General features: G+C 40.9%; 16 protein-coding genes. 5 read left to right on the top strand and 11 right to left on the bottom strand.

Annotation, left to right across the window (positions count from 1 at the left end; translation table 11 throughout):
• Positions 1 to 5: 5 nt before the first annotated feature.
• From ACFG4S_RS08045 to ACFG4S_RS08035, 3 genes are all read right to left on the bottom strand, one after another.
• Positions 6 to 890 carry a ParA family protein gene (locus tag ACFG4S_RS08045; RefSeq protein WP_392534296.1) on the bottom strand — a complete coding sequence of 295 codons (885 nt, stop codon included), beginning with the start codon at positions 888 to 890 and terminating at the stop codon, positions 6 to 8.
• A 156-nt stretch (positions 891 to 1,046) separates the two neighbouring features.
• A complete protein-coding gene (locus ACFG4S_RS08040) occupies positions 1,047 to 1,643 on the bottom strand; it encodes a cytochrome b/b6 domain-containing protein (protein WP_392534295.1) in 597 nt (198 codons plus the stop codon).
• A 136-nt stretch (positions 1,644 to 1,779) separates the two neighbouring features.
• Positions 1,780 to 3,312 (bottom strand): sensor histidine kinase, encoded by a 1,533-nt coding sequence (locus ACFG4S_RS08035; protein ID WP_392534294.1) that lies wholly within the window; start codon positions 3,310 to 3,312, stop codon positions 1,780 to 1,782.
• A 695-nt stretch (positions 3,313 to 4,007) separates the two neighbouring features.
• Between ACFG4S_RS08035 and ACFG4S_RS08030 the strand changes: the two genes are divergently transcribed.
• The gene (locus tag ACFG4S_RS08030; RefSeq protein ID WP_392534293.1) at positions 4,008 to 4,223 is read left to right on the top strand and encodes a DUF433 domain-containing protein; all 216 of its coding nucleotides are present in this window, start codon (positions 4,008 to 4,010) and stop codon (positions 4,221 to 4,223) included.
• An 85-nt stretch (positions 4,224 to 4,308) separates the two neighbouring features.
• Here the strand turns inward: ACFG4S_RS08030 and ACFG4S_RS08025 are convergent, their stop codons facing one another.
• From ACFG4S_RS08025 to ACFG4S_RS08015, 3 genes are all read right to left on the bottom strand, one after another.
• Positions 4,309 to 5,892: an efflux RND transporter periplasmic adaptor subunit gene (locus tag ACFG4S_RS08025; RefSeq protein ID WP_392534292.1), complete on the bottom strand. Its 1,584-nt coding sequence runs from the start codon at positions 5,890 to 5,892 to the stop codon at positions 4,309 to 4,311.
• Positions 5,893 to 6,790: 898 nt separating this feature from the next.
• Entirely contained in the window at positions 6,791 to 8,080 is a 1,290-nt protein-coding gene (locus ACFG4S_RS08020; RefSeq protein ID WP_392534291.1) for a glycosyltransferase family 4 protein, read from the bottom strand.
• Between the two features lie 664 nt (positions 8,081 to 8,744).
• On the bottom strand, positions 8,745 to 9,335 hold the full coding sequence (locus ACFG4S_RS08015; RefSeq protein WP_392534290.1) for a PEP-CTERM sorting domain-containing protein: 591 nt from the start codon (positions 9,333 to 9,335) through the stop codon (positions 8,745 to 8,747).
• Between the two features lie 415 nt (positions 9,336 to 9,750).
• On the opposite strand from ACFG4S_RS08015, the gene glyS reads away from it, so the two are divergent.
• On the top strand, positions 9,751 to 11,901 hold the full coding sequence (glyS, locus tag ACFG4S_RS08010) for a glycine--tRNA ligase subunit beta (protein ID WP_392534289.1): 2,151 nt from the start codon (positions 9,751 to 9,753) through the stop codon (positions 11,899 to 11,901).
• 230 nt (positions 11,902 to 12,131) lie between these two features.
• Positions 12,132 to 13,631 (top strand): UDP-N-acetylmuramoyl-L-alanine--D-glutamate ligase, encoded by a 1,500-nt coding sequence (murD, locus tag ACFG4S_RS08005; RefSeq protein WP_392534288.1) that lies wholly within the window; start codon positions 12,132 to 12,134, stop codon positions 13,629 to 13,631.
• A 102-nt stretch (positions 13,632 to 13,733) separates the two neighbouring features.
• Here the strand turns inward: murD and ACFG4S_RS08000 are convergent, their stop codons facing one another.
• Complete coding sequence (locus ACFG4S_RS08000) at positions 13,734 to 14,357, bottom strand: hypothetical protein (RefSeq protein WP_392534287.1); 624 nt, start codon at positions 14,355 to 14,357, stop codon at positions 13,734 to 13,736.
• 41 nt (positions 14,358 to 14,398) lie between these two features.
• The gene (locus tag ACFG4S_RS07995) at positions 14,399 to 14,773 is read right to left on the bottom strand and encodes a hypothetical protein (RefSeq protein WP_392534286.1); all 375 of its coding nucleotides are present in this window, start codon (positions 14,771 to 14,773) and stop codon (positions 14,399 to 14,401) included.
• Between the two features lie 466 nt (positions 14,774 to 15,239).
• Between ACFG4S_RS07995 and ACFG4S_RS07990 the strand changes: the two genes are divergently transcribed.
• Positions 15,240 to 15,980: a cytochrome c biogenesis protein CcdA gene (locus ACFG4S_RS07990; RefSeq protein WP_392534285.1), complete on the top strand. Its 741-nt coding sequence runs from the start codon at positions 15,240 to 15,242 to the stop codon at positions 15,978 to 15,980.
• A gap of 64 nt (positions 15,981 to 16,044) precedes the next feature.
• On the top strand, positions 16,045 to 17,445 hold the full coding sequence (locus ACFG4S_RS07985) for a cytochrome c biogenesis protein (RefSeq protein ID WP_392534284.1): 1,401 nt from the start codon (positions 16,045 to 16,047) through the stop codon (positions 17,443 to 17,445).
• Between the two features lie 224 nt (positions 17,446 to 17,669).
• Here the strand turns inward: ACFG4S_RS07985 and ACFG4S_RS07980 are convergent, their stop codons facing one another.
• The 3 genes from ACFG4S_RS07980 to ACFG4S_RS07970 form a co-directional block, all read right to left on the bottom strand.
• The gene (locus tag ACFG4S_RS07980; protein WP_392534283.1) at positions 17,670 to 19,277 is read right to left on the bottom strand and encodes a B12-binding domain-containing radical SAM protein; all 1,608 of its coding nucleotides are present in this window, start codon (positions 19,275 to 19,277) and stop codon (positions 17,670 to 17,672) included.
• 220 nt (positions 19,278 to 19,497) lie between these two features.
• Positions 19,498 to 20,724, bottom strand: a complete 1,227-nt coding sequence (locus ACFG4S_RS07975; protein WP_392534282.1) for a DUF4336 domain-containing protein — start codon at positions 20,722 to 20,724, stop codon at positions 19,498 to 19,500.
• A gap of 127 nt (positions 20,725 to 20,851) precedes the next feature.
• Positions 20,852 to 21,427 (bottom strand): Uma2 family endonuclease, encoded by a 576-nt coding sequence (locus ACFG4S_RS07970; RefSeq protein ID WP_392534281.1) that lies wholly within the window; start codon positions 21,425 to 21,427, stop codon positions 20,852 to 20,854.
• Positions 21,428 to 21,644 lie beyond the last annotated feature (217 nt).

The following is a 21,644-nucleotide window of genomic DNA, read 5'->3' as shown; positions in this document are numbered from 1 at the left end:
CAGGGCTATAGTTTTTGTAACAATTCTTGAGTTAACTGAAAAAATGCTTTTGAACCAGGTGATTGAGGAGCATTTAAAACAGCTGGCATAAAACTATCAACAGCCTTAGCAACATTGACATCAACTGGTATTTGTACCTTACAAATTTTTTCTACACCGAAATCTTCAACAACACGGTGCATCACTTGTTTATAGTATCTGCCAGTAAGCAGATTAGCGCTGGACATACTGAATACAATTCCTAGCATTTTTATATCTATCTTAGTTTCATGTCCGTGACTATCTTTTAATTGAGCAATCCGTCTTTCTAGTAGTTGAATACCCACTACAGATAAGGGTTCTGGTTTAGCCGGAAGTATGTAGAAATCGCTAGCAGCTAAAGCGCTACGAGTCAGTAGATTATAGCCAGGGGCACAATCAAGAAGAATAAAATCATATTCTTGACGGACGGGTTTTAAAATATTATTAATTAAGACTCTTTCAAAGCGATTCCAAATTGTTTCAAAATCTTGCTCACCCAAAGCAGTTGCTTGTTGATGCAACATTTCTGATACAACAAATTCATCATACAAATCTATATCTCCCGGGAGTAAATCTAGTCCCGGAAGATTACAAACCTGGGATTGAACGATATCTTTAATTGTCAGTTTGGTTTGTGGTTCTGGATTGATAACTTCGTCTATTAGATATCTAAATGTTTTACTTTGTTTACGACGCTTAGCAAAATCTAAAGGTGACATCAGACTGAGTGTGGCGCTAATTTGACTGTCTAAATCCAGGACAAGTACCCGCTTGCCATGATTTTTAGCTAAACAAGTAGCTAAGTTAACAGTAAGGGTGGTTTTACCAACGCCACCTTTCATATTTGCAGTTGCAATTACATATCCCATTGGTTGAGTCCTCTACTAACGCATTCCCATCTAGGTAGCGTACAACCGTATTGAACTATTAAATCTTCCATTAAATTTAAGATTTTGGCAAACTCAAAACAGTGATTTCAGCAATCTTCACTCCCCTTCTTCCCTCATCTATCCTTTGTTGATTTACTAAAACATTGATTCTGTAAGTTGAGAACCTCCTGCTTGACGCCCTAACAGAGAGTGAATCACTGCAAATAAAATAACCATTGGTACTGAGGCGAAGTGAACAATTCGCAATGCTTGCCAACTACCAAAACAATCTACAATCCAGGGAAATTGAGCAGGTTTATACATTCCTATTCCTGTAAATAATGCTAACAGCAAGATAGGAATAATTACCGTATACGCAATCCGATGCCAAGCATAAATTAGGCGCTGAGAATTTTGACTTTTTTGTAATGCTTTGAGATCGTTAGCTCCTACAAACCGATGTCGCCAGCGCCGGGTAGTTAACACGTAAATTCCATACCATAAGAGATTCAGTGAAAATAACCACATTGCCGCAAAATGCCAGTGTCTACCTCCTGCAAGCCAACCTCCTAAGGTAAATATTGGTGGAATGTGCAAGCCTGTACGTCCTCCAAAAACTGGGTTGGCGTTGTAAATTTGTAGTCCACTGGTGAGCATAATAAACAAGCTAATTATGTTACACCAATGAAATATTTTCGCTCCTATTGCTTGGATAGGTAACTTTCGAGTTTGGGAGGGAAGCTTTGAAGTCATAGACTTTAAATGATAAAGTTTGGCGTTTATCTGTTAGTTTGATATAGGTCTTTATTTTGGGTAAATAGCGCCGTAAATTCGGATTTTCCCATTTCTAGGATTGCGTATTCTGTCGCTTTACTGTGTTCTGAATTAACTAAATGCCGGCATGTTTTCTCATATTGGCATAGTCTCTGGTTGTTGTCTGCATTTCAACGATCAACTCTGTACCTCGATCTAATTGAGAGTTACACTTAATTTTACCTTGATGTTTTTCAACTATAATTTGGCGACTAATTGATAATCCCAATCCTTTACCTTTGCCTACGGGTTTGGTGGTAAAAAATGGTTCAAATATATGTCTTTGAATATGCGGAAGTATACCTTTACCATTGTCAGAAATACGAATTATAACTTTGTGTTTTTTCCCTATTCTTCGCTCGTTCACCCAAGGTTGATTATTGTTGACTAATGATAAATGACTGCTGACAATTTCTGTATGAATCCAAATTTTGGGAGCGAAGGAATAATTTTGTTGAATCTTTTCTTCTAAAGTATCAATAGCATTAGTCAAGATATTCATAAATACTTGATTGAGTTCACCAGGATAGCACTCGATTAAAGGCAATTCTCCAAAATCTTTAACTATCTCAATCCTTGGTCTATCTGGCTGTTCTTTCAGACGATGCTGCAAAATTCTCAGAACACTATCAAGTCCTTCATGCAAGTCAGCTTTTTTCATTTGACCTTCGTCAGAGGTGGAAAAATTCCGCAATGCGAAAACTATTTCTTTGACGCGCTCAGATCCGGCGCGCATTGACCACAGCAATTTCAAAAAGTCTGTCTTGACGAAACTGAGGTCAAGGCGTTGCAGGTGTAAGGCAATAACTGGGATTGGTGTAGGATAATAATTTTGGTAAAGTTCAATAACTCTGATTAAGTTCTCAGCGTATTGACTGGCAGGATGGAGATTGCAGTAGATAAAGCTAACTGGATTATTAATTTCGTTAGCCATATCCGCCACTAGTTGACCGAGATTAGCCATTTTCTGGTTCTGCAATAACTCCCTTTGGGTAGATTCAAGTTTTTGCAGGGTAATTTCTAGCTGTTGGGATTTTTCCCTAATTTGGGTTTGGCTAGACTCTCGTTCAGTAATTTCGCTTTGAAGTTGTTCAGATAGTGCTTTTTGTTGAGTAATATCCTTGTGTGTTCCCGCCATCCGCAGTGGCTTACCAAATTCATCCCACTGAAATACTTTGCCACAAGCCAAAATCCACTTCCATTCACCCGATTTAGTCAACATTCGCAATTCAACTTCAAACACAGGTATGGATTTTTGAAGATAATCGTGTAATGTCTGGCGAATTCTTGGTAAATCTTGAGGATGGACAAGTTGCTCAAAAGATTTAAACTCGTTATCGATTTCGTCTAGTTCATACCCTAGAATGCTCTTCCACTGAGGATCGTAATAAGTTTTGCCTGTTACCAGATTCCAATCCCACAAACCCAAGCCACTGGCGATTAAGGCCATTTGTAAGGCTGCTTGTGAACATTGACAAGAAATATCTAGGTTTTCTTTAGCTAAGTCTTTTTGTCCTTTTTGCAGTGGCTCTGATTCTGGGAAACTCTGGTAGTGTTGTACTGAAAGTTCAGTTTCTAGTGGATTGGTAGTGGGTTCTTCGATATGCATAGCTGCTGTTACGATGAGTGAAGATATACTGTGCTTCTCTCTACGCTGTCTTAGCACCCTGACGATTCAGTTATGGACAGTACGGCTTTGTTAATAAATCGTCAACTTAGTCCATTAGACTGTAACTTAAATTTTGGATATACGCCGGATTTGAACAAGTGTGAATTACGCTTGGCATATAAGTTTGAAACTGTTTCCTCACTAAACAGTTTTTCTTGAAGTTGTAAATATAATTTTTTGTTACGAGAACTGCATCTCTCTATCATTGACAATCGCATAACAACGATCGCCAGCTTTCGGCTCAATGATATACCAAAACCAATGCGTGAATTACTAAAATGAGAAAGCAAACTGGGGTTTGAGAAAGTAAAAGCTCTTTTTGCTTGCGGAAAACACCAAAATGAGAAAATCGAATGGCATTTTTACTTAGTTCAATATGAATTTTAGTCTAGGCGATATCTTCGGTGAGCTTCACTAAGGCTATTTTCAGTTTTATTACGGTATACTTTGCACAAAATATGTAAATTTGTATATCTATGTAACCTATCTGGATTTGAGGAGAGGCGATCGCGCAGATTCGGACTCTCTCTACACAATGACACTGATGCGCTCAGGATTTTATCTAAAAGGCGATCGCTTGTGGGTTTAAAATCAAAAATAGAGCGCTAGGCTTTACAATCTTGCAGATCGGAACGATGAAAAAGATTTTGGAGCGATCGTTTATATTAGGTCTGGAGAGAATTACATTTGACCCTAGTAGTATGGCTGGACAAGCTTGCATTCGCGGGATGCGGATTCCAGTTTCTTTAGTGATAAATTTGGTAGCTTATGGAAAACCTGTAGAAGAAATTTGGGTATTTGGTATCCCTTCGGCTTCTCTGCGATACGCTACGCCTAGCTTGCTTCCCTGAAGGAGTACGCTCAGGGCATGGGGCATGGGGCATAGGTCATTTAGTTATTCTCCGTGTCCCCGTGTCCCCTTGTACCCGTCTTCACCTAAAAATTTACACTACCCACTTTATCCGGTGCAGGAGTTATGGGTGCGCCATTGGTGAGATTGAGGATACCAGAAACAACAATTTTGTCACCGGCTTTTAGTCCTTCAATAACTTGATAATTATTCCCCTCAATCACTCCCAATTTCACGGGTTTTTGCTGAGCTACCAATTTTGGTGCTCCGGGTTTAGAATCTTGTGGCGCTTCAGCGACAAATACAAATGTCTCCCCACCCAGCCGAGATACTGCTGTTACTGGAATTAAAATTCCTGGGCGTTCCTGCCAAATTACTTTGGTTTGCACTGACTGGCGATTCAGCAGTTGACTTCTATAATTATTGCCAAAGGTGGCTTTTGCCAAAACTGTCTGGGAATCTAAACTCGCATCTGGGGAGATGAAATTCACCTTACCTGTAGCTATGGTTTTGCCTTGGGCGTCTAGCATTTGTACGGGTAATCCCAAGCGCAACTTTTTGCTTTCTTCTAGGGGAACGGCAATATTTAGTTCTAAAGAGTCATTTCTAGTTAATGTGGTGAGTTGATCTCCCTTACCGACATACTCTCCTACTCTGACTGGAATATCTCCAACAAAGCCAGTAAAAGGAGCTAGGACTTTTGTGTATTGGATTTGCACTTGAGCGGCTTGGACTTGACCCGCTGCTTGGATTACTTGCGATCGTGCTTGGGCAATTTCTTCTGGGCGAGAACCATTTTCTAGTTGTGTCAAGTTCTGTTTCTGTTGTTCTGCCGCAGCAGCTAGCTCATTGATACTAGAATTTCTGCTCTTTTTAAGTTGGTCTAAACGTTTCTGGGCTACCACAAGCGCAGCTTCTGCACTTTGCTGTTCTTTTACATATCCGTCTAAAGTATCTTGGGAAACTGCACCCTCTTTTCTCAATTGTTCGTATCGTTTGGCTCGTGACTGTGCCAGATCCACATCAGATTTCGCTGACTCGATTTGAGCTTCGGCTTGAGCGATTTCTTCTGGTTGCGATCCTGCTTGAGCATCTCTAAAACGAGCTTGGGCTTGGGCTAATTGCGCTCTAGCTTGGGCAACTTCTTCTTTTCGAGTACCCGCTACCAGTTCAGCAAGACGTGCCTGAGCTTGTTGGAGTGCGCCTTTGGCTTGTAATAATTGAGCTTGGACATTATCACTTTCCAAGGTGAGAATAACTTGCCCTTGTTGGACACGGTTACCTTCTTTGATGAAAATCTGGGTAATTCGTCCTTCAACTTGTGGCTTAATGAGTACTGAACGTGGAGCCTCTAAGGAGCCAAGAAACTGGGAACTTTCTTGCATAGTTTCAGTTTCTACAGTTTCTAGTTTGACAGGAATTGCTGGTTGAGGGGCACCAGCTCCAGCACCCGCCGGTGGATTGCTGGCGTTACTAGTTTGCCACCACCGCCAACCGATACCAACACCTGCAATTAATAAGATAATTCCTAACACCATAGGCCAACGCCGCTTTTTCGGTCGCTTGGGCGATCGCTTTGGCTCCGATTCTGACTCTTGATTAGAGTCAGTAATAGTAGGTTCTTCTATTTCAACGGGAAAGGAAGATTCAGGGAACTCAGAATGGGACATTTTCGTTTTCTCGTCTTGTGGATTTAGACTTGCAGAAATTTTAGGTCTTCACTAAAACAGCATTGTTTAGCACAAAGAATAGAGGCTTCAGTGGCCAAAATTGTCAATTCTGACTTGTTCTTCAAATACTTTTTTAGTCTTTTTTTCTATGTTGGTGATAAAAGAGACACAGATGAGAACCTCATAGCAAAACGGATAGCTTCAAACCACATGGTTCGAGGGGTATTTTTTCTTTCCCTTCTACTTAAGAACTCCTTAACTCTTTCCCTCTCAGCTAAAGCAAGATAAGAAGCAAAATTATCCACGGATGCTTTCAAATTAATATCTGAGCGCACTATACCTTTCTCCTCACACTTCTTTTAGTACATAACCAGCAGTTCGCGCAGCAATTTGTTATTTTTGTATAAAGTTACATAGGCAACCTAGTGCTTGGATTTTCATAAGTATGTGCAAGCGGTTACTTGCATGTTTGTGTAAGTATTCGGTTGCATTATAACTACATAGTAAACAAGATGGTAATGCTAAAAACGAGTTTACCGTTATTAAGTAATACTGAATATCGATCTCAGGGAAGAAAAGAGTATGGAGCGATCGCTAATTAATTGAGCTTTATTAATCAAGGTTGCGAGTTTCATGGAATTATCCTCACCAAGAACTAAGCATAATCAGTGTTATTTATCTAGGATGCTTTTTTTGATCGATTTCAACTTCCTACACTTAGGTCACCCGATCGGGTGATTTAATTTTTCCCAATTTAGGTATTGGGAATTGGGAACTGGGGATTGGGGACTGGGGACAAACAAAACTCCTAACTCTTAACTCAGCACGGGCTAAACGCCCCGCTATCCATGTACAGCACTTAACACTCTTTTGCCCCATGCCCAATTCGCAATTCCCTTCAACCATCCACAACCGATTTCTTAGAATTCAATTCTGGTAAGATACGCCAAATTGATTTTCTGTTGGTCACAACATGAGAAAAGAGCCACTCATAGCGATCGAGTGCTTGTTCTAAGGAATAATTTGCTTCGGCGAACTGTCTACCGGTGTGACCTAGCTTCGCTGCTAGTGACGGATTGGTATATAAATCGTGTATTGCAGCGGCCATTGCATAGGGAGATTCTGGTTCTACAACTATCCCACCACTACTGAGTGCGATCGCTTTAGCAGCAGTACCACTAGCCGGAACTGAACCCACAATCGGCCGTCCAGTCGCTAGCAGCAGTGGTATTTTTGAAGGCATATTGAAAGAAATCACATCGCGCTTTTGCACAATCAATCCCACATCAGATGCTGCTAGCATTTCGGGTAGTTTTTCTCGCGGCTGCAAAGGTATCAGTAAAACATTGTCCGCTCCATTTAATAGACAATATTCCTGCAATCTTTGCAATGCTATTGGTTCGCCAACAATCACAAAGACAATATCTTTGATATGACGCAAGCAAACTGCTGCTTCTATTACTGTTTCTAAACCTTGGGTGAGGGCAATATTTCCGGAATAAAGTACTACAAACTTTCCATGTAATTTATGTGTAGCTCTCCAGGAATTATTGTGTTTTGGTAAAGGGCGAATAAAATTTATATTCACCCAATTGGGAATGCAAACAATTTTATTAGCAGGTACTCCCTTATTCACTAAATTCTCACTAAACCCATCAGCGATGACGCTAATGGTGTGTGCAGTGTGATATGCAAATTTCTCTAAAGCTGCCAGACCTTTGATCATCCACTTGTTTTTGAGTAGCCCAACACGCACGGCAGCTTCTGGTAAAATATCTTGTACATTCAGAATTAATGGACAGTTGTATAACCAACTAAACATTGTTGCTGGTAACGTACTTAAAAGAGGTGGAACTGTTAAGAGAATCGCATCTGGACGTTTCCCTTTAAAGGCTTGCGGCAAACTTGTGAAGACAAAGCTCAACTCTAATAAAAGCCGATCGAGCAGGTTGGGTTTAGACTTAATTCGGAGGTAACTTCGTTGAATTGTGACGCCATTTGTTTGTTCAGTAACGTACCACTTACCCCGATACTCATGGTAAATCTCGCGCTGAGGATAGTTGGGCATTCCGGTAATCACCCGCACTTCATGACCTCGCTTTACTAGTCCTTCTGCCAATTCGGTCATTAAGGGAGCAATACCAATTGGCTCTGGATAATAGTTGTAGGAATAGATCAGAATGTGCATGAGCTATTTAATAATTTTGTTAATACCGCCTGAGATATGGAAGTAATTTCTTAGAGTTAGTAGGGACTGCTATTTTTGCTACTTTTTTTAAGTTTTAATATTTTTAGATTAAGATTACATTAAATAATATTTATAACTTTGTTTGGTTATGTTTCCCAAAATTTTTATTGAATAAAACACTAAAAATTCCAAATTTCAATAACATAGACCTTAGTTGTTGGTGATTATGACAATAGTTGGTCTGTTTACTCCTGAATGATGCCTAAATTTACACTTGGGGGATTGTAGCATTATATTCAAGCTTGTGCATAGAAGCCTCATTCCGCCCTTGAAACTGGCACATGTAGTATTTTAAAGTACACCATCAGTATAGCTGAATAAGCAGTATCACCTGACAGGTTAAAATTAAGGTCTTAAAGTCTATAGTTCATATCAGCAGCGATGTCTGGGTTGGGCTACGCCTACGCAAGACAGAAAGTAACACTGATTGATTATTGCTGCGATCGACAAAATTTTGATTAAGCGCTCGAATACTTGTATCAATAAGTATTCGAGCGATCGCAAACCGATAGTTTAAATGATAGAATCACTAGCTCACTGAACTATTGAGGCTAGAATAGAGATTCAGTAAATTTGGCAACCTCTGACTAGGAAGCCTTACTTTCTAGCAAGAGGCTTGCTTTTTCTTGAGAGTTGAACCTGCACCCAACATTGCCAATGCCACTAAACCCAGCATAGAAGCAGGTTCAGGAACTTTTGATACCTGAATAGAACCAGAGTTTTGATCTACGAGTGTTGATGTTCCTTGTTGATCGACATCCTGACGTAATTGCAAAGAATCACCAACAGTTCCCTGAAAGAAATATTCTCCGATTACACCTGTTCCTCCTGCTACATCAAGGGGACCAAACAATTTCTTGGTGGAAGTATCAAAGTTGAAAGCGAAGAAGCTAGATTGTGAAACTCCGCCAGCAACAGTGTTATAAGTTCCCAAAAGATTTTTAGATGGATCTAAAAAGGAGACATTCAAAGATTTTAAAAAGTTTGTCGCTCCACTACCACTTTCTGAAATAATTGTCGGTGCTGTAGCCTCGTCGTAGCTGAATGAACCTGTTGCTGAATAACCACCATTACCTAGCCAGTTAAAGTTGAAATCAATGGCTTGAGCAGAGTTGTTACTACCAGCAGCGATCGCAACACTAAGAACTGCACTAGTTGCTGTAATACTAGCTATTTTGGCGAAAATCTTTTTCATTGTTATCACTCCAAAATTGATTGAAATGATGCAAGTATCAATGCATCTAACAACACTAACCTTACGATAGAAATACGTATAAGTAAATACCGCATGAAAATACGGTAGCAAATATAATAAATCCATGAAGAAAAATACTTTTCTGTAAAGTTTTGGCAAAAATGCCCAGTTTCTCTTAATGAAAAGTGGTGTTATCGGTAGGGGCGCGTTTAGCTTGTGCTAAGTGAAGTTAAAAACTTAGGACTTGGGAATTTTGGGAAAAGTTGAGTGTGGGGTTACCCCTTGTTGAGTAAACTTTTCAAGACGAATTTGGAATTTGAAATTTGGTTTTGGGTTCTAGTTAGCTAAAAATCATGAGCGATCGCTTGATAATAACTGATAAAGTTGAGCTACGCAAAGTTGAAAACAGTGTCTTATGCCTGGGTTTCTATTAGAAGTTGGTACAGAAGAACTACCTGCAAGTTTTCTCAGTGATGCCTTGATGCAGTGGCAAGAGCGCATTCCCCAAAGTTTGGAAGCAAACAGCCTCAAGGGCGAAAGTGTCCAGGTGTACGGTACTCCTCGACGTTTGGCGGTATTGATTAAAGGTCTACCATCCCAGCAACCAGACCGGGAAGAAGAAATTAAAGGTCCCCCCGCCCAAGCAGCCTTTAAAGATGGACAGCCAACAGCACCAGCATTAGGCTTTGCCAAAAAGCAAGGTGTGGAAGTAGATGCGCTGTTCGTTCGCCCGACTGACAAAGGGGATTTTGTCTTTGTGCAGAAAAGAATTCCCGGTCGTCCGATAGCGGAAATTTTGACAGAACTTGTTCCCCAGTGGATTTGGGGCTTGGAAGGTAAGCGGTTGATGCGTTGGGGTGATGGAGATGCCAGGTTTTCCCGACCAATTCGTTGGCTGGTGGCTTTGTTAGATGATACGGTGCTGCCTTTAGAATTGGTGAATGGTTCTAAAACGATTCAGAGCGATCGCATTTCTCAAGGTCATCGCGTCTTACATCCTGAATCTGTAACAATTGCCCAAGCTACCGATTATGTTACCACCCTTAGATCTGCCTATGTCACCGTCGATCCAGAAGAACGGGCAAATTTAATCAAAGAGCAAGTAAATGCAGTAGCCAATAATTTAAGTGGATATACAGTCATTTACCCCGATTTGTTAGCGGAAGTAACCAACCTTGTCGAACATCCTTCAGCAGTTGCTGGTAAATTTGAAACAGAATTTTTGCAATTACCAACTGAAGTAATTACAGAAGTTATGGTCACTCATCAGCGTTATTTTCCTGTATTTAAACCAGGTAGTTTTGAACAAGAATTATTGGCCAATTTCATCACTATTTCTAACGGCGATCCCCAAAAATCAGATATTGTTGCTGTGGGGAATGAAAGGGTAATTCGAGCCAGATTAGCTGATGGCAGATTTTTCTATGAAGCTGATTTAACTAAGCCAATAGATAGCTTTTTACCTCAGTTAGAAAAAGTTACTTTTCAAGAAGAATTGGGTTCGGTGCGTGTCAAGGTAGATCGAGTAGTAAAAATTGCCGAGCAAATTACCAGCCAATTAGAATTAGGAGAAAATCAAAGCCAAAGAATCCAACGTGCTGCTTTATTATGTAAAGCAGATTTAGTTACTCAAATGGTATATGAATTCCCAGAACTGCAAGGCATTATGGGAGAAAAATATGCCTTAGCCAGTGGTGAAGATGCCGAAGTTGCCAAAGCAATTTTTCAACATTACTTGCCAACGGGAGCCGGTGATATTTTACCTGGAACGCTCACAGGTCAAATTGTCGGTTTGGCAGATAGATTAGATACTTTGGTGAGTATTTTTGGTTTAGGTTTAATTCCTTCTGGTTCTTCCGATCCCTTTGCTTTGCGTCGTGCTGCTAATGCCGTAGTTAAAATTACTTGGTTTGCTAATTTACCAATAAATTTAGATAATTTACTGGTGCAAATAGGGACAGATTTTGCAGCAAAATATCAAAAAGATCGGGCATCATTAACTACAGCATTACAAGAGTTTTTCTTACAACGCATCCGCACTCTATTGCAAGAAGAAAAACAGATTGATTACGACTTAGTGAATGCAGTTTTAGGAGAAAATGATCCAGAATATACAGAACGGGCATTAAAGGATTTGTTAGATGTACGCGATCGCGCTGTATATCTGCAAGAAATTCGCAACGACAATACCTTAGATAGCATCTACGAAACTGTTAACCGTTCCACACGGTTAGCCGGCCAAGGTGATTTGGATACAAAACAGCTAGAACCAACAGCCGTAGTTCGTCAAGAACTATTCCAAAAGCCCTCTGAAGCAGCTTTGTATAATGCCTTAATCGAATCATTTCCGCAAACTCAAACAGCACAGCAAACCAGAAATTATCAACTTTTAGTAGCAGCCCTCAGAAAAATTGCTCCGACAGTTAGTAACTTCTTTGATGGGCCAGATAGCGTTTTAGTTATGGACTCCGATCCAGAAATTAAGCGTAATCGGTTACATCTGTTGGGATTAGTTCGGAATCATGCCCGTGTTTTAGCTGATTTTGGGGCGATCGTCAAAAAATAATGGTGTAGAGGTAAGTAAGTCGGCGCAAATAATCATTAACTAGTTTGTAGTTGCGCTTTAGCGCTAAAGCGCAACTACGAGCCAAATACAGGGATTTTACTTTTCGTTAATCTAAAATCTAAAATTGGCACGGTCAAAAATCTGTAGCATTGGTTAACAAAAACTTGTGTAATTTTTGCCAATAAACGTTACTATAGGGAGTGCTTAACCAGGGACCTCTGCTGCAATCTATGCCTAGAGCTACTGTAATTGGATTGGGAAAGTCCGGTATTGCTGCGGCGAGATTGTTGAAACAGGAAAGTTGGGAGGTGGAACTAAGCGATTCTGCTAGCGCACAAAGCTTAGCAGAACGCAACACCTCCGAAACTTTCCTCAAACAACAACAAGAACTCGCTGCCGAACAAATAACCGTTAAACTAGGTCAATCCCCAGAATTGAATGGTGCTAATTTACCGGAATTAATAGTCGTTAGTCCTGGCGTACCTTGGGACATTCCTGTATTAACTAAGGCACGGGATTTAGGTATTGAAACTATTGGCGAAATAGAACTTGCTTGGCGACATTTGCACTCCCTACCTTGGGTAGGAATTACCGGCACAAACGGCAAAACTACTACCACAGCTTTAATTGCTGCCATTTTCCAAACAGCGGGCTTAGATGCACCCGCTTGTGGTAATATTGGCTACGCTGCTTGTGAAGTTGCCCTGTCTTGGAGGGGGAAAGGAGCAGGGGGGACAGGGGGAGACAAGGGAGAGAATTCTACCTCGTCTTCACTTGATTGGATAATTGCGGAAATTAGCAGCTATCAAATAGAATCTTCCAGTTCTCTTGCACCTCGTATCGGTGTTTGGACTACTTTCACCCCCGATCATCTGGCGCGCCATAAAACTTTAGAGAATTATTACAACATCAAAGCCAAGTTATTACGCCAGTCTGAGTTACAAGTTTTCAATGGCGATGATGCTTACTTGAGCAAACTAGGTTTAAGTGCTTGGCCTAATGCCTATTGGACAAGTGTCAGAGGAAAAGATTTCCTAATTAGCGAAAAAGGCTTTTATATCGAAGATGGCTGGGTTGTCGAGAAGTTAACTGCCACCTCTGCACCAGAAGCGATTGTGAAAGTATCTAGTTTGCGGATGGTGGGAGAACATAATCAGCAAAATCTCTTGATGGCAGTAGCAACGGCAAGATTAGCGGGAATTAATCGAGAAGCGATCGCCCGTGCAATTCAGGAATTCCCTGGAGTTGCCCATCGTTTAGAGCATATCTGCACTTGGGATAGTATTGATTTCATTAACGATAGCAAAGCTACCAACTACGATGCTGCCGAAGTTGGCTTGACATCTGTAAATAGTCCAGCGATTTTAATTGCTGGTGGAGAAGCTAAAGCCGGTGATGATAATGCTTGGTTAGCCAAAATTCACTCTCAAGCTGCTGCTGTGTTATTAATTGGTTCTGCCGCAGCAGCCTTTGCTCAACGTCTCCAAGAAGTGGGATATTATTCCTACGAAATTGTAGAAACGATGGAAAAAGCAGTCCCCAGATCGGCAGAATTAGCCAAGCAGCATCAAGCATCTGTTGTCTTACTATCTCCTGCTTGTGCGAGTTTCGATCAGTACCCAAACTTTGAAGTCCGGGGTGACCATTTTCGTCAGTTGTGCCTTGCTTGGGCGGCAAGCTGGAAGCCCACGAAAGTAGAACTTCCAGACTTTCAAAGCTCTACTAAATAAAAAAACTCCATCCCTTTGGGGATGGAGTTTTTGGGAATAAGGCAGAGAGGGACAGAGGAGATAATATTAACTCCTAACTCAGCACTCCTAATGGTTGAGGCATTAGTCAATCAGTTGTGGATTAGGAATTTGTCTGTCAATATCTGCCTGAGATAAAGAGGGAAGCAACCAGGTAGTCTCACCCGCCTTGAATACTTTGGCAGGTTCAACATTTAATTCAACTGCACCAGTGGTAGGATTAACTCTAGCAGCAGATTGTGTACCATCGACAAACTTAAGGGCGATCGCCTCAGTCAGTTCTTCTGGTTGAGCGTTCGGACTTAAACGTACTTGAGTCCCTGCGGGTAAGTAGATCCCATCACAATCCCAATCATCATCCGTGATTGTTCCAGCGCCCAAGAAGTAAAGTTGGGTTGGAGATTTTTTTGGTTTATTAGCATAGACAGCCAATGTCTTTCCAGTTTCATTGCTGCACTGCGCTCGCTTCGTTGCAGTTTCCATAACATTCTTTTGAAACTGCAATTGTGCCAATCGCTGCTGGAATTGCTCAGGCGTATAGCCAGCTTTGTCCGGTGCATCCTTGACAACTAGAAGTTGATTGAGCGCCTGAGTTACCTCAGCATAATCAGCTCCCTTAGTGAAATCTTTGCCAGCCCAAGAAGGCTGAGCAATCATCAGATTCACCATAAACACGAGAGCGACAATAATAATTTTGATAAACTGCATATTTTTCTGCTACTTTTGAAATTAGTTTGCTTCTATTAAACTCAGTTTGATGATACTAGTTCTTTAACTTTTTGTGAATTTTCAAGCTTATTTGGATTCACCCAACGATTCACAAATTCGTTTTTATTTTTGTATACCTTAATTTGCACTTGCTTGGAACCTAATTTGACTACTTCTGCTGGAATTCTCTGGATATCGGCAGAATCACCACGAGATTTGTAAAGCCAAATGACTTTTTGACCTACTTGAAAATAGTCAGAACTGCTAGTTAAGGAAGCTGCTGTTTCTGCCCAAGAGGGTAAAGCAACTATTAAGTTGATCAAAAGTACTAATGACACTATAGTAATTTGGAAAATTTTCATACCCATTACACCTGTTTTGGCTCTGGGAAGGGGATTAATTTGGCGAGGAAGCATTTATCTATTGTTAAATAAGTGAACAATAAATCAGTTATTTATTCCAAGTTAAAATCTCTACTAAATTCAGGATAAGACAATTTTAAGAATAAGATCAAATATTGTTATTTGTTAAAACGATAAATTAGATTTATGATATAGTAAATTTCAACTTGACGAAGTAGACAATAATTCGTCTTAAAGTCAGGTATAGAGCCGAAGTAGCCGAGGTAGCGTAGTCGTTGGCGCAGCCTCTCGTAGAGAAGGGAGTCAAAGTATGCTCCCCTGCTCAGCGAAACCATAGGATATTTTTAGTTGGAAGTCCCTTACAGGGATAGGGGTGAAATTTCGGTATTGATTACAAGTCGGATGCACCAAGGCTTTTGAAACTTGTTTCATCGGGACTGCTTTCTACCGCTTACGGCAAAATAGCTATAAATAAGCTAAAATTCAGGCAGAGTAAGCATTTCACGCTCATAAACTTCCCATGCTTGAGACTTTAGAAACCCAACTTTACGAAGTAGAACAATTTGCTAACACCCTTGTTTCTAATCAACTAACCCACATTAGTGTGGTAAGTATTGGTATCATCTTTGCAGCTGGCTTGCTCACCAGCCTTACGCCCTGTATGCTTTCCATGCTGCCAATTACCATTGGTTACATCGGTGGTTATGAAGCAAAAAGCCGCCTACAAGCTGCTGCCCAATCAACTTGGTTTGCTTTTGGGTTAGCAACTACCCTCGCAGGAATGGGAATAATAGCAGGTTTAGTGGGAAAAGTATACGGTCAAGTGGGAATTGGTTTACCGATCGTTGTTAGCGCGATCGCCATTCTTATGGGGCTAAACTTATTGGAAGCACTACCTCTGCAATTTCCATCCTTGAACGAAACAAATTGGATTTCCCAAGATTTACCAGCAGGATTGCGTTCTTATTTGCTGGGGCTGACTTTTGGCTTAGTTGCATCTCCTTGTAGCACACCTGTTTTAGCTAGCTTGCTAGGTTGGATTGCCAATACACAAGACTTGATTTTAGGTGCTGTTTTGCTACTTGCTTACACAGCTGGTTATGTAGCACCATTGATTTTGGCGGGTACTTTTACTGCTTCAATTAAAAAGTTGTTAGAATTGCGTCGCTGGTCTGGTTGGATTAACCCAGTTAGTGGGGCATTGTTGGTAGGATTTGGTGTGTTTTCTTTAATTTCTCGAATTCCCCTTGGTAGTTTTTAAGTAAGGATTCAGAATTCAAGAGTCAGAATTCAGAAGAATGTACACCGATTAACCCATGTGAGTCATGACTTTAGAAGATTCAACTTCCAAAAAAATTAACTGGTGGGCTGTCCCTGGCCAATATTTGCGCCGAGAACTTTTGCCTGTACTCACAGATTTACGATTGGCGATCGCACTACTGCTATTGATTGCCATCTTTAGCGCCACGGGTACTGTCATTGAGCAAGGTCAATCACCTGCATTTTACCAAGCTAACTATCCAGAACATCCAGCATTATTTGGTTTCTTAACTTGGAAAGTAATTCAAGTCGTTGGTTTAGACCATGTATATCGTACTTGGTGGTTTCTGGCATTACTTATCTTATTTGGCACTAGCTTAACTGCTTGTTCTTTTACTCGTCAGTTACCAGCCTTAAAAGCAGCCCAACGCTGGAAATATTACGAAGAACCACGACAATTTCAAAAACTAGCTTTAAGTGCAGAACTAGATACTGGTTCTCTGAATTCCCTGAACCAATTATTGCAGAACCGACGCTATAAAATTTTTCTCGATCCAGAAAAAGAAAATCTTTTATACGCCCGTAAGGGAATAGTCGGACGCATTGGACCGATTATTGTTCATATTGGCATCGTGGCTATTTTGCTAGGGGGAATTTGGGGGGCAATGACTGGATTTCTTGCCCAAGAAATGGTAGCTAGTGGCAATACCTTTCAGGTAAAAAATATTATAGATGCTGGACCTTTAGCAATAAGTCAAGTTCCAAAAGATTGGTCTGTGCGAGTCAATCGTTTTTGGATTGATTACACTGCAACTGGGGGCATTAATCAATTTTATTCAGATTTATCTGTCTTAAATAATCAGGGAGAGGAAGTTGACCACAAAAAGATTTTTGTCAACGAACCTCTGCGGTATCATGGCGTAACTTTCTACCAAACTGATTGGGGAATTGCTGCTATTAGCGTTCAATTTAATAACAGTCCAGTTTTTCAGCTACCAATGGCAAAGTTGAACTCCAACGGTCAAGGCGCGATTTGGGGCACATGGATTCCAACTAAACCGGATTTGAGTGAGGGTGTCTCCGTCCTAGCCAAAGACTTGCAAGGAATGGTATTAATTTATGATGCCACTGGGAAATTAATTAATACTGTACGCGCTGGTATGTCTGCCCAAGTCAACGGCGTGAACCTGAAAATTGTCGAGGTAATTGGTAGCACAGGCTTACAAATAAAAGCCGATCCAGGTATACCAATTGTTTACTCAGGATTTGGTTTGCTAATGTTGGGTGTGGTGATGAGTTACTTTTCACACTCGCAAATTTGGGCATTACAAAAAGGCGATCGCTTGTATGTTGGTGGTAAAACTAATCGCGCCCAAGTTGCTTTTGAACAAGAGGTTTTAGAGATTTTAGATCGCCTGACTTCACAGCCCAAAAGCGAGGATAAAGAAATGGCAATTGAAGTTTAATATTGAAGATTGGGGATTAATTTCGTCACTACGATTATCTCAATATTAAACTTCGTCAGGATTTATTCCAAGCTGTCTGAAGCGCAATATGGTTGAGTATAAACACTCTTGATGGTCGTTGACTGTCGACTGTTGACGGTTAACGGTCATCAGGGAAATGTACAAATTAAATGCCTAATAGCTTAGTAACGGATAATAAGTCATTTTATTACCCGCTACCAACCTTAACTCACTACCGCTTCAGCTTTTTGCTCTACTTTTTTATCAACTAGCACATACGGTTCTTCTGCACCTTGTGCTAGATATTCTGCTAGCTGACTTTCAATTTGATCGCGGACAATTTGGCGATACTCCATAAAATGCTCGTTGTGGGCACAAGCAGCAATATAATGTTCCACAACTCCAGGGTTCCGCTTGAGAATGCTGAACAAATGGTGCCAGAATTTCCAACGAGTTTCCCGTTTGATTCCTTGTCGCCAAATCACAATCAGCAAGGCTTTCACAACTACCCACTCTGGCATTTTGGCTGGTGCTTTCCAACTTGGCAAACCCATCATCAAGAAACAGCGATAGGTGCGATCCAAGTATTTTACTGGGTCGTATAAAGTACAAAATGCCTCAACATATTCCCTGGCTAGTTCTTCTAAAGGACGAGTAGGGAGGAAGTTCATCAATGTTGTTTGGTTGATGTTAGCAACGTTGCTATCTAGGTTTTCCCGCAGTCGTCCTTCTTTTTTCAGGCGATGCCAAAGCGCGGTGTTAGGTAACGCTTGCAACATGGCAAAAGTTGTAGAGGGAATTGCTGCTAGTTCGGCAAAGCGAACAATGCGATCGCCAGCACCTGCTTTTTCGCCATCAAACCCAATGATAAACCCAGCCATTGGGCGCAATCCAGCTTTGGTAATGGTTTGTACTGCCTCTGTTAGGGAACTGCGAGTATTTTGAAACTTCTTGGTCATTTGCAAACTATCTTCATCCGGGGTTTCGATTCCCAAAAACACCGCTGAGAAACCGCACTCAACCATCAACTCCAACATTTCTGCGTCTTGTGCCAAGTCAACTGAAGCTTCAGTGTCAAATCGGAAGGGATACTTATGTTCTGCCATCCAGACTTTTAACTCTTTCAGTAACAATTTCACATTTCGCTTGTTGCCAATAAAGTTATCATCCACCATGAACACACCCCGCCGCCAACCCAGTTCATAGAGGTAATCTAACTCTGCTAATAGTTGGGCTGGGGTTTTAGTGCGCGGTTTGCGCCCATAGAGAACAATAATGTCACAAAATTCGCACTGGAAAGGACACCCACGGGAAAACTGCACCGACATCATGTCATAGGCATCCAATTCTAATAAATCAAAGCGGGGTATTGGTGTGCTTGTGACATCTGGTTTTTCTGTGGCGCGGAAAGTCCCAGAAGTTTCACCGCGTTGAATTGCCTCAATAAACATCGGTAGCGTGATTTCCCCTTCATCCAGAATCAGGAAATCTGCGCCAACATTTTGGACTTCATGAGGTACAGACGTGGGGTAAGGTCCGCCCACTGCGACTAACTTACCACGTTTTTTTGCTTCCTGAATTTGGTCGAGCAAATCTTGTTTTTGGACAATCATCGCCGAGAGGATTACTACATCTGCCCATGCCCATTCTGCTTCTGTAGCTGCACGAATGTTGCGATCGACCAGCTTAAATTCCCATTCTTGGGGTAGAATTGCCGCTACTGTTACTAAACCCAGAGGTGGTAATAAAACCTTACGATTGACTAACTCCAAAATTTTTTCATATGACCAAAAGGTTTTTGGAAATATTGGATACACTAGCAGTACTCGCATTTAGTATCAATCCTCACACTTTGATTATTATCCCAACTCTAACGAAAATAAATACTTATTGACTTTTTTGGAAAATTGTTATCCCAACTCTAACGAAAATAAAGACTTATTGACTTTTTTTGAAAGTTGTTTTAGTTTACCACTGATATTAAATCGGGAGTGGAGAGTAGAGAGTAGGGAATTCTTTACTCAGAAAGAGGAACTGTTTTGCCAATTTTTCCTACACCTTATCCTTGGCTGGCGGCACAATCCTAAATTTATTTAAAGCTGCATCGATTTCCCTAAGTACTTTAAAATCCTCTTCTGGTAAGGGATAGGTGCTACTGCTGAATAAACCTGCACTGACAGCAGGGTACTTTTCTAAAAAAGAGAAAGCTTGACGAAACTGATGCGGTTCGGCTTTAATCGGTGCATCAAAATGGCAGGGAATAATCCACTCAAAGTCCCAACTTGCAACTTTATCAGCCCAATCGATGGTTTCTTTGGGGGCGCGGTTGAGAATTAGTGTCTGTAAAATTGGTGCTACGAACAAACGACCGTTACCCCACAAGGCATAAAACGATCGCTCCCAATCATTCCATTTAAACGGATATAATCCAAAATAAGCTTTTTTGGAGCGTTCTGCTGCTTTTAGGGCATCTGGGAACACCTGACTCCAAGGAAGAATTTCCAATGGGCTTGGTTGAAAGTATAAAGCAAACAAGCAGATGCGCTGCCATCCTTTGCGGCGATTTGCCTGAATGTCTGCAACAGTGTCAGAAGCATTATCCTTGGCATGGAATAGTAACGGGTATGGATCTAATTGGACAATCGCCGGCGGATCTTCGGGAATCGAAAGGACTGAATCTGTTACAAGGAGAGTATGCGATCGCTTGTGAAAAAAAGCAACTTCCGCAAACCGACCAGTACCAAGGTTGATGGGACCAAGCATGGCATAATCAAACTCATCAGCAAAGGGTGTTTTGCTGCTATCTTCTGGGAGTAACTGAGTTCGTTTTGGGGGTAAGCCAAGCCAACTAAGAGGCAGATTTAGTGGGAAACTCCATTGATTGGGTGCCACAAACACCTGTGCAGTCGGGAAGTATCTGGCAAAGGGACCAACAAAAACCTTGTGTTCTAGACCAGAGACAGTTGGGAGAATGATGTACTTAACATTCCCGTGTTCCGCTACCAACTCTTTTACCAGCCTGATACACTCTGGGGTAGGCGCAACAGGCGCATAAACTAAAAGACCACCGGCTTCCAGCTTCACTATAGTCATGCGAATCGGTACAACAACGTAGAAGATGCCCTGAATTTGGTCAAAATTCCAGATTGTGTTCTTGATGACTTCTTTGCGGATTGTCCGCCGCCTACCATATGGGTAGAGTGGCACAACAGGCCATAATCGCCAGGAAAAGTCCCTGGCATGAATCTGTTCTGCATTGACTATGGGTTCACCAGCCACTCTACGACCCCCTTGAAATTCCCTGCTCAAATTTTAATAGGATATAGCAGTTAGGAATTATTTGTGAAATATTTTTTATTAGCTATCATTTGTCCTTTGTCCAAAACCAATGACTAATGACTAATGACTAATCATCAAAGTCAACTTTATCGTAAATATCTACTAGAGAGATTTGAAATTGAATAGAGGATAAGATTAAGATGCTATCTTCGTCTTCATATTCTGAAAAAATCCATTTATTATCGTCAGTTTTGTAATACTGTTCTACATGATTTTTGTATTGATCGATTAGAATATATTCTTGAAAATTGGGTATAGTACGATAAGCCGCAAATTTTTCATCTATGTCATAGCTTCTGGTAGATTTAGATAGCACTTCCGCAATAATTAAAGGATTGGTAATTGTATCTGTACGTCCTTCCGAAAATTCTAATGAACCTGAGACAACCATGACATCTGGATATGTATGAATTTGCTTTTTGGCAATCCAGAGACGTTGATCGGCTATGAATACTCGATAAGCTTGTCGCTTCAAAGCAAAATTCAGAGATCCACTCAGATTCAGAGCTATTTGATTGTGATTTGGTGTTCCACCTGTCATGGGTATAATTTGACCATCTATATATTCATGACGATACTCTGAAATGACTTCTAATTCTAAGTATTCTGTCGGAGAATATTGACGTTCTTCTTGTAATTGCATAGGAAAAAACAATTGAGAATTTTTGATTTGGCATTGACTAGACGTGAATTATAGCGTCTCGTTTTTACTGTAGCTTTGTTTGGTTGATGTATGGGCACTTCGCGTTAACGTAGAGTAGTGTTCTGTCGCAAAAGTTTTGAAAGGTTATAAAAGTTTGTTTGTAGTAAGCACTGAAGTGCTTAAAATTGAGCGATTTATCGCTCACTACAAACCCATC

It is taken from the genome of Nostoc sp. C117, from assembly GCF_043099735.1.
In the GTDB taxonomy this organism is placed as follows: domain Bacteria; phylum Cyanobacteriota; class Cyanobacteriia; order Cyanobacteriales; family Nostocaceae; genus Nostoc.
This window is presented reverse-complemented; position numbering and strand designations above follow the sequence as displayed.

Excerpts from the sequence above, each read along its gene's own strand:
- ACFG4S_RS08030 (WP_392534293.1), top strand. The coding sequence starts at position 4,008 with ATGAAAAAGATTTTGGAGCGATCGTTTATATTAGGTCTGGAGAGAATT.
- ACFG4S_RS07990 (WP_392534285.1), top strand. The coding sequence starts at position 15,240 with ATGCTTGAGACTTTAGAAACCCAACTTTACGAAGTAGAACAATTTGCT.
- murD (WP_392534288.1), top strand. The coding sequence starts at position 12,132 with ATGCCTAGAGCTACTGTAATTGGATTGGGAAAGTCCGGTATTGCTGCG.
- ACFG4S_RS08020 (WP_392534291.1), bottom strand. The coding sequence starts at position 8,080 with ATGCACATTCTGATCTATTCCTACAACTATTATCCAGAGCCAATTGGT.
- ACFG4S_RS08040 (WP_392534295.1), bottom strand. The coding sequence starts at position 1,643 with ATGACTTCAAAGCTTCCCTCCCAAACTCGAAAGTTACCTATCCAAGCA.
- ACFG4S_RS08035 (WP_392534294.1), bottom strand. The coding sequence starts at position 3,312 with ATGCATATCGAAGAACCCACTACCAATCCACTAGAAACTGAACTTTCA.
- ACFG4S_RS08000 (WP_392534287.1), bottom strand. The coding sequence starts at position 14,357 with ATGCAGTTTATCAAAATTATTATTGTCGCTCTCGTGTTTATGGTGAAT.
- ACFG4S_RS08045 (WP_392534296.1), bottom strand. The coding sequence starts at position 890 with ATGGGATATGTAATTGCAACTGCAAATATGAAAGGTGGCGTTGGTAAA.
- ACFG4S_RS08025 (WP_392534292.1), bottom strand. The coding sequence starts at position 5,892 with ATGTCCCATTCTGAGTTCCCTGAATCTTCCTTTCCCGTTGAAATAGAA.
- glyS (WP_392534289.1), top strand. The coding sequence starts at position 9,751 with ATGCCTGGGTTTCTATTAGAAGTTGGTACAGAAGAACTACCTGCAAGT.
- ACFG4S_RS08015 (WP_392534290.1), bottom strand. The coding sequence starts at position 9,335 with ATGAAAAAGATTTTCGCCAAAATAGCTAGTATTACAGCAACTAGTGCA.
- ACFG4S_RS07995 (WP_392534286.1), bottom strand. The coding sequence starts at position 14,773 with ATGCTTCCTCGCCAAATTAATCCCCTTCCCAGAGCCAAAACAGGTGTA.
- ACFG4S_RS07970 (WP_392534281.1), bottom strand. The coding sequence starts at position 21,427 with ATGCAATTACAAGAAGAACGTCAATATTCTCCGACAGAATACTTAGAA.
- ACFG4S_RS07985 (WP_392534284.1), top strand. The coding sequence starts at position 16,045 with ATGACTTTAGAAGATTCAACTTCCAAAAAAATTAACTGGTGGGCTGTC.
- ACFG4S_RS07980 (WP_392534283.1), bottom strand. The coding sequence starts at position 19,277 with ATGCGAGTACTGCTAGTGTATCCAATATTTCCAAAAACCTTTTGGTCA.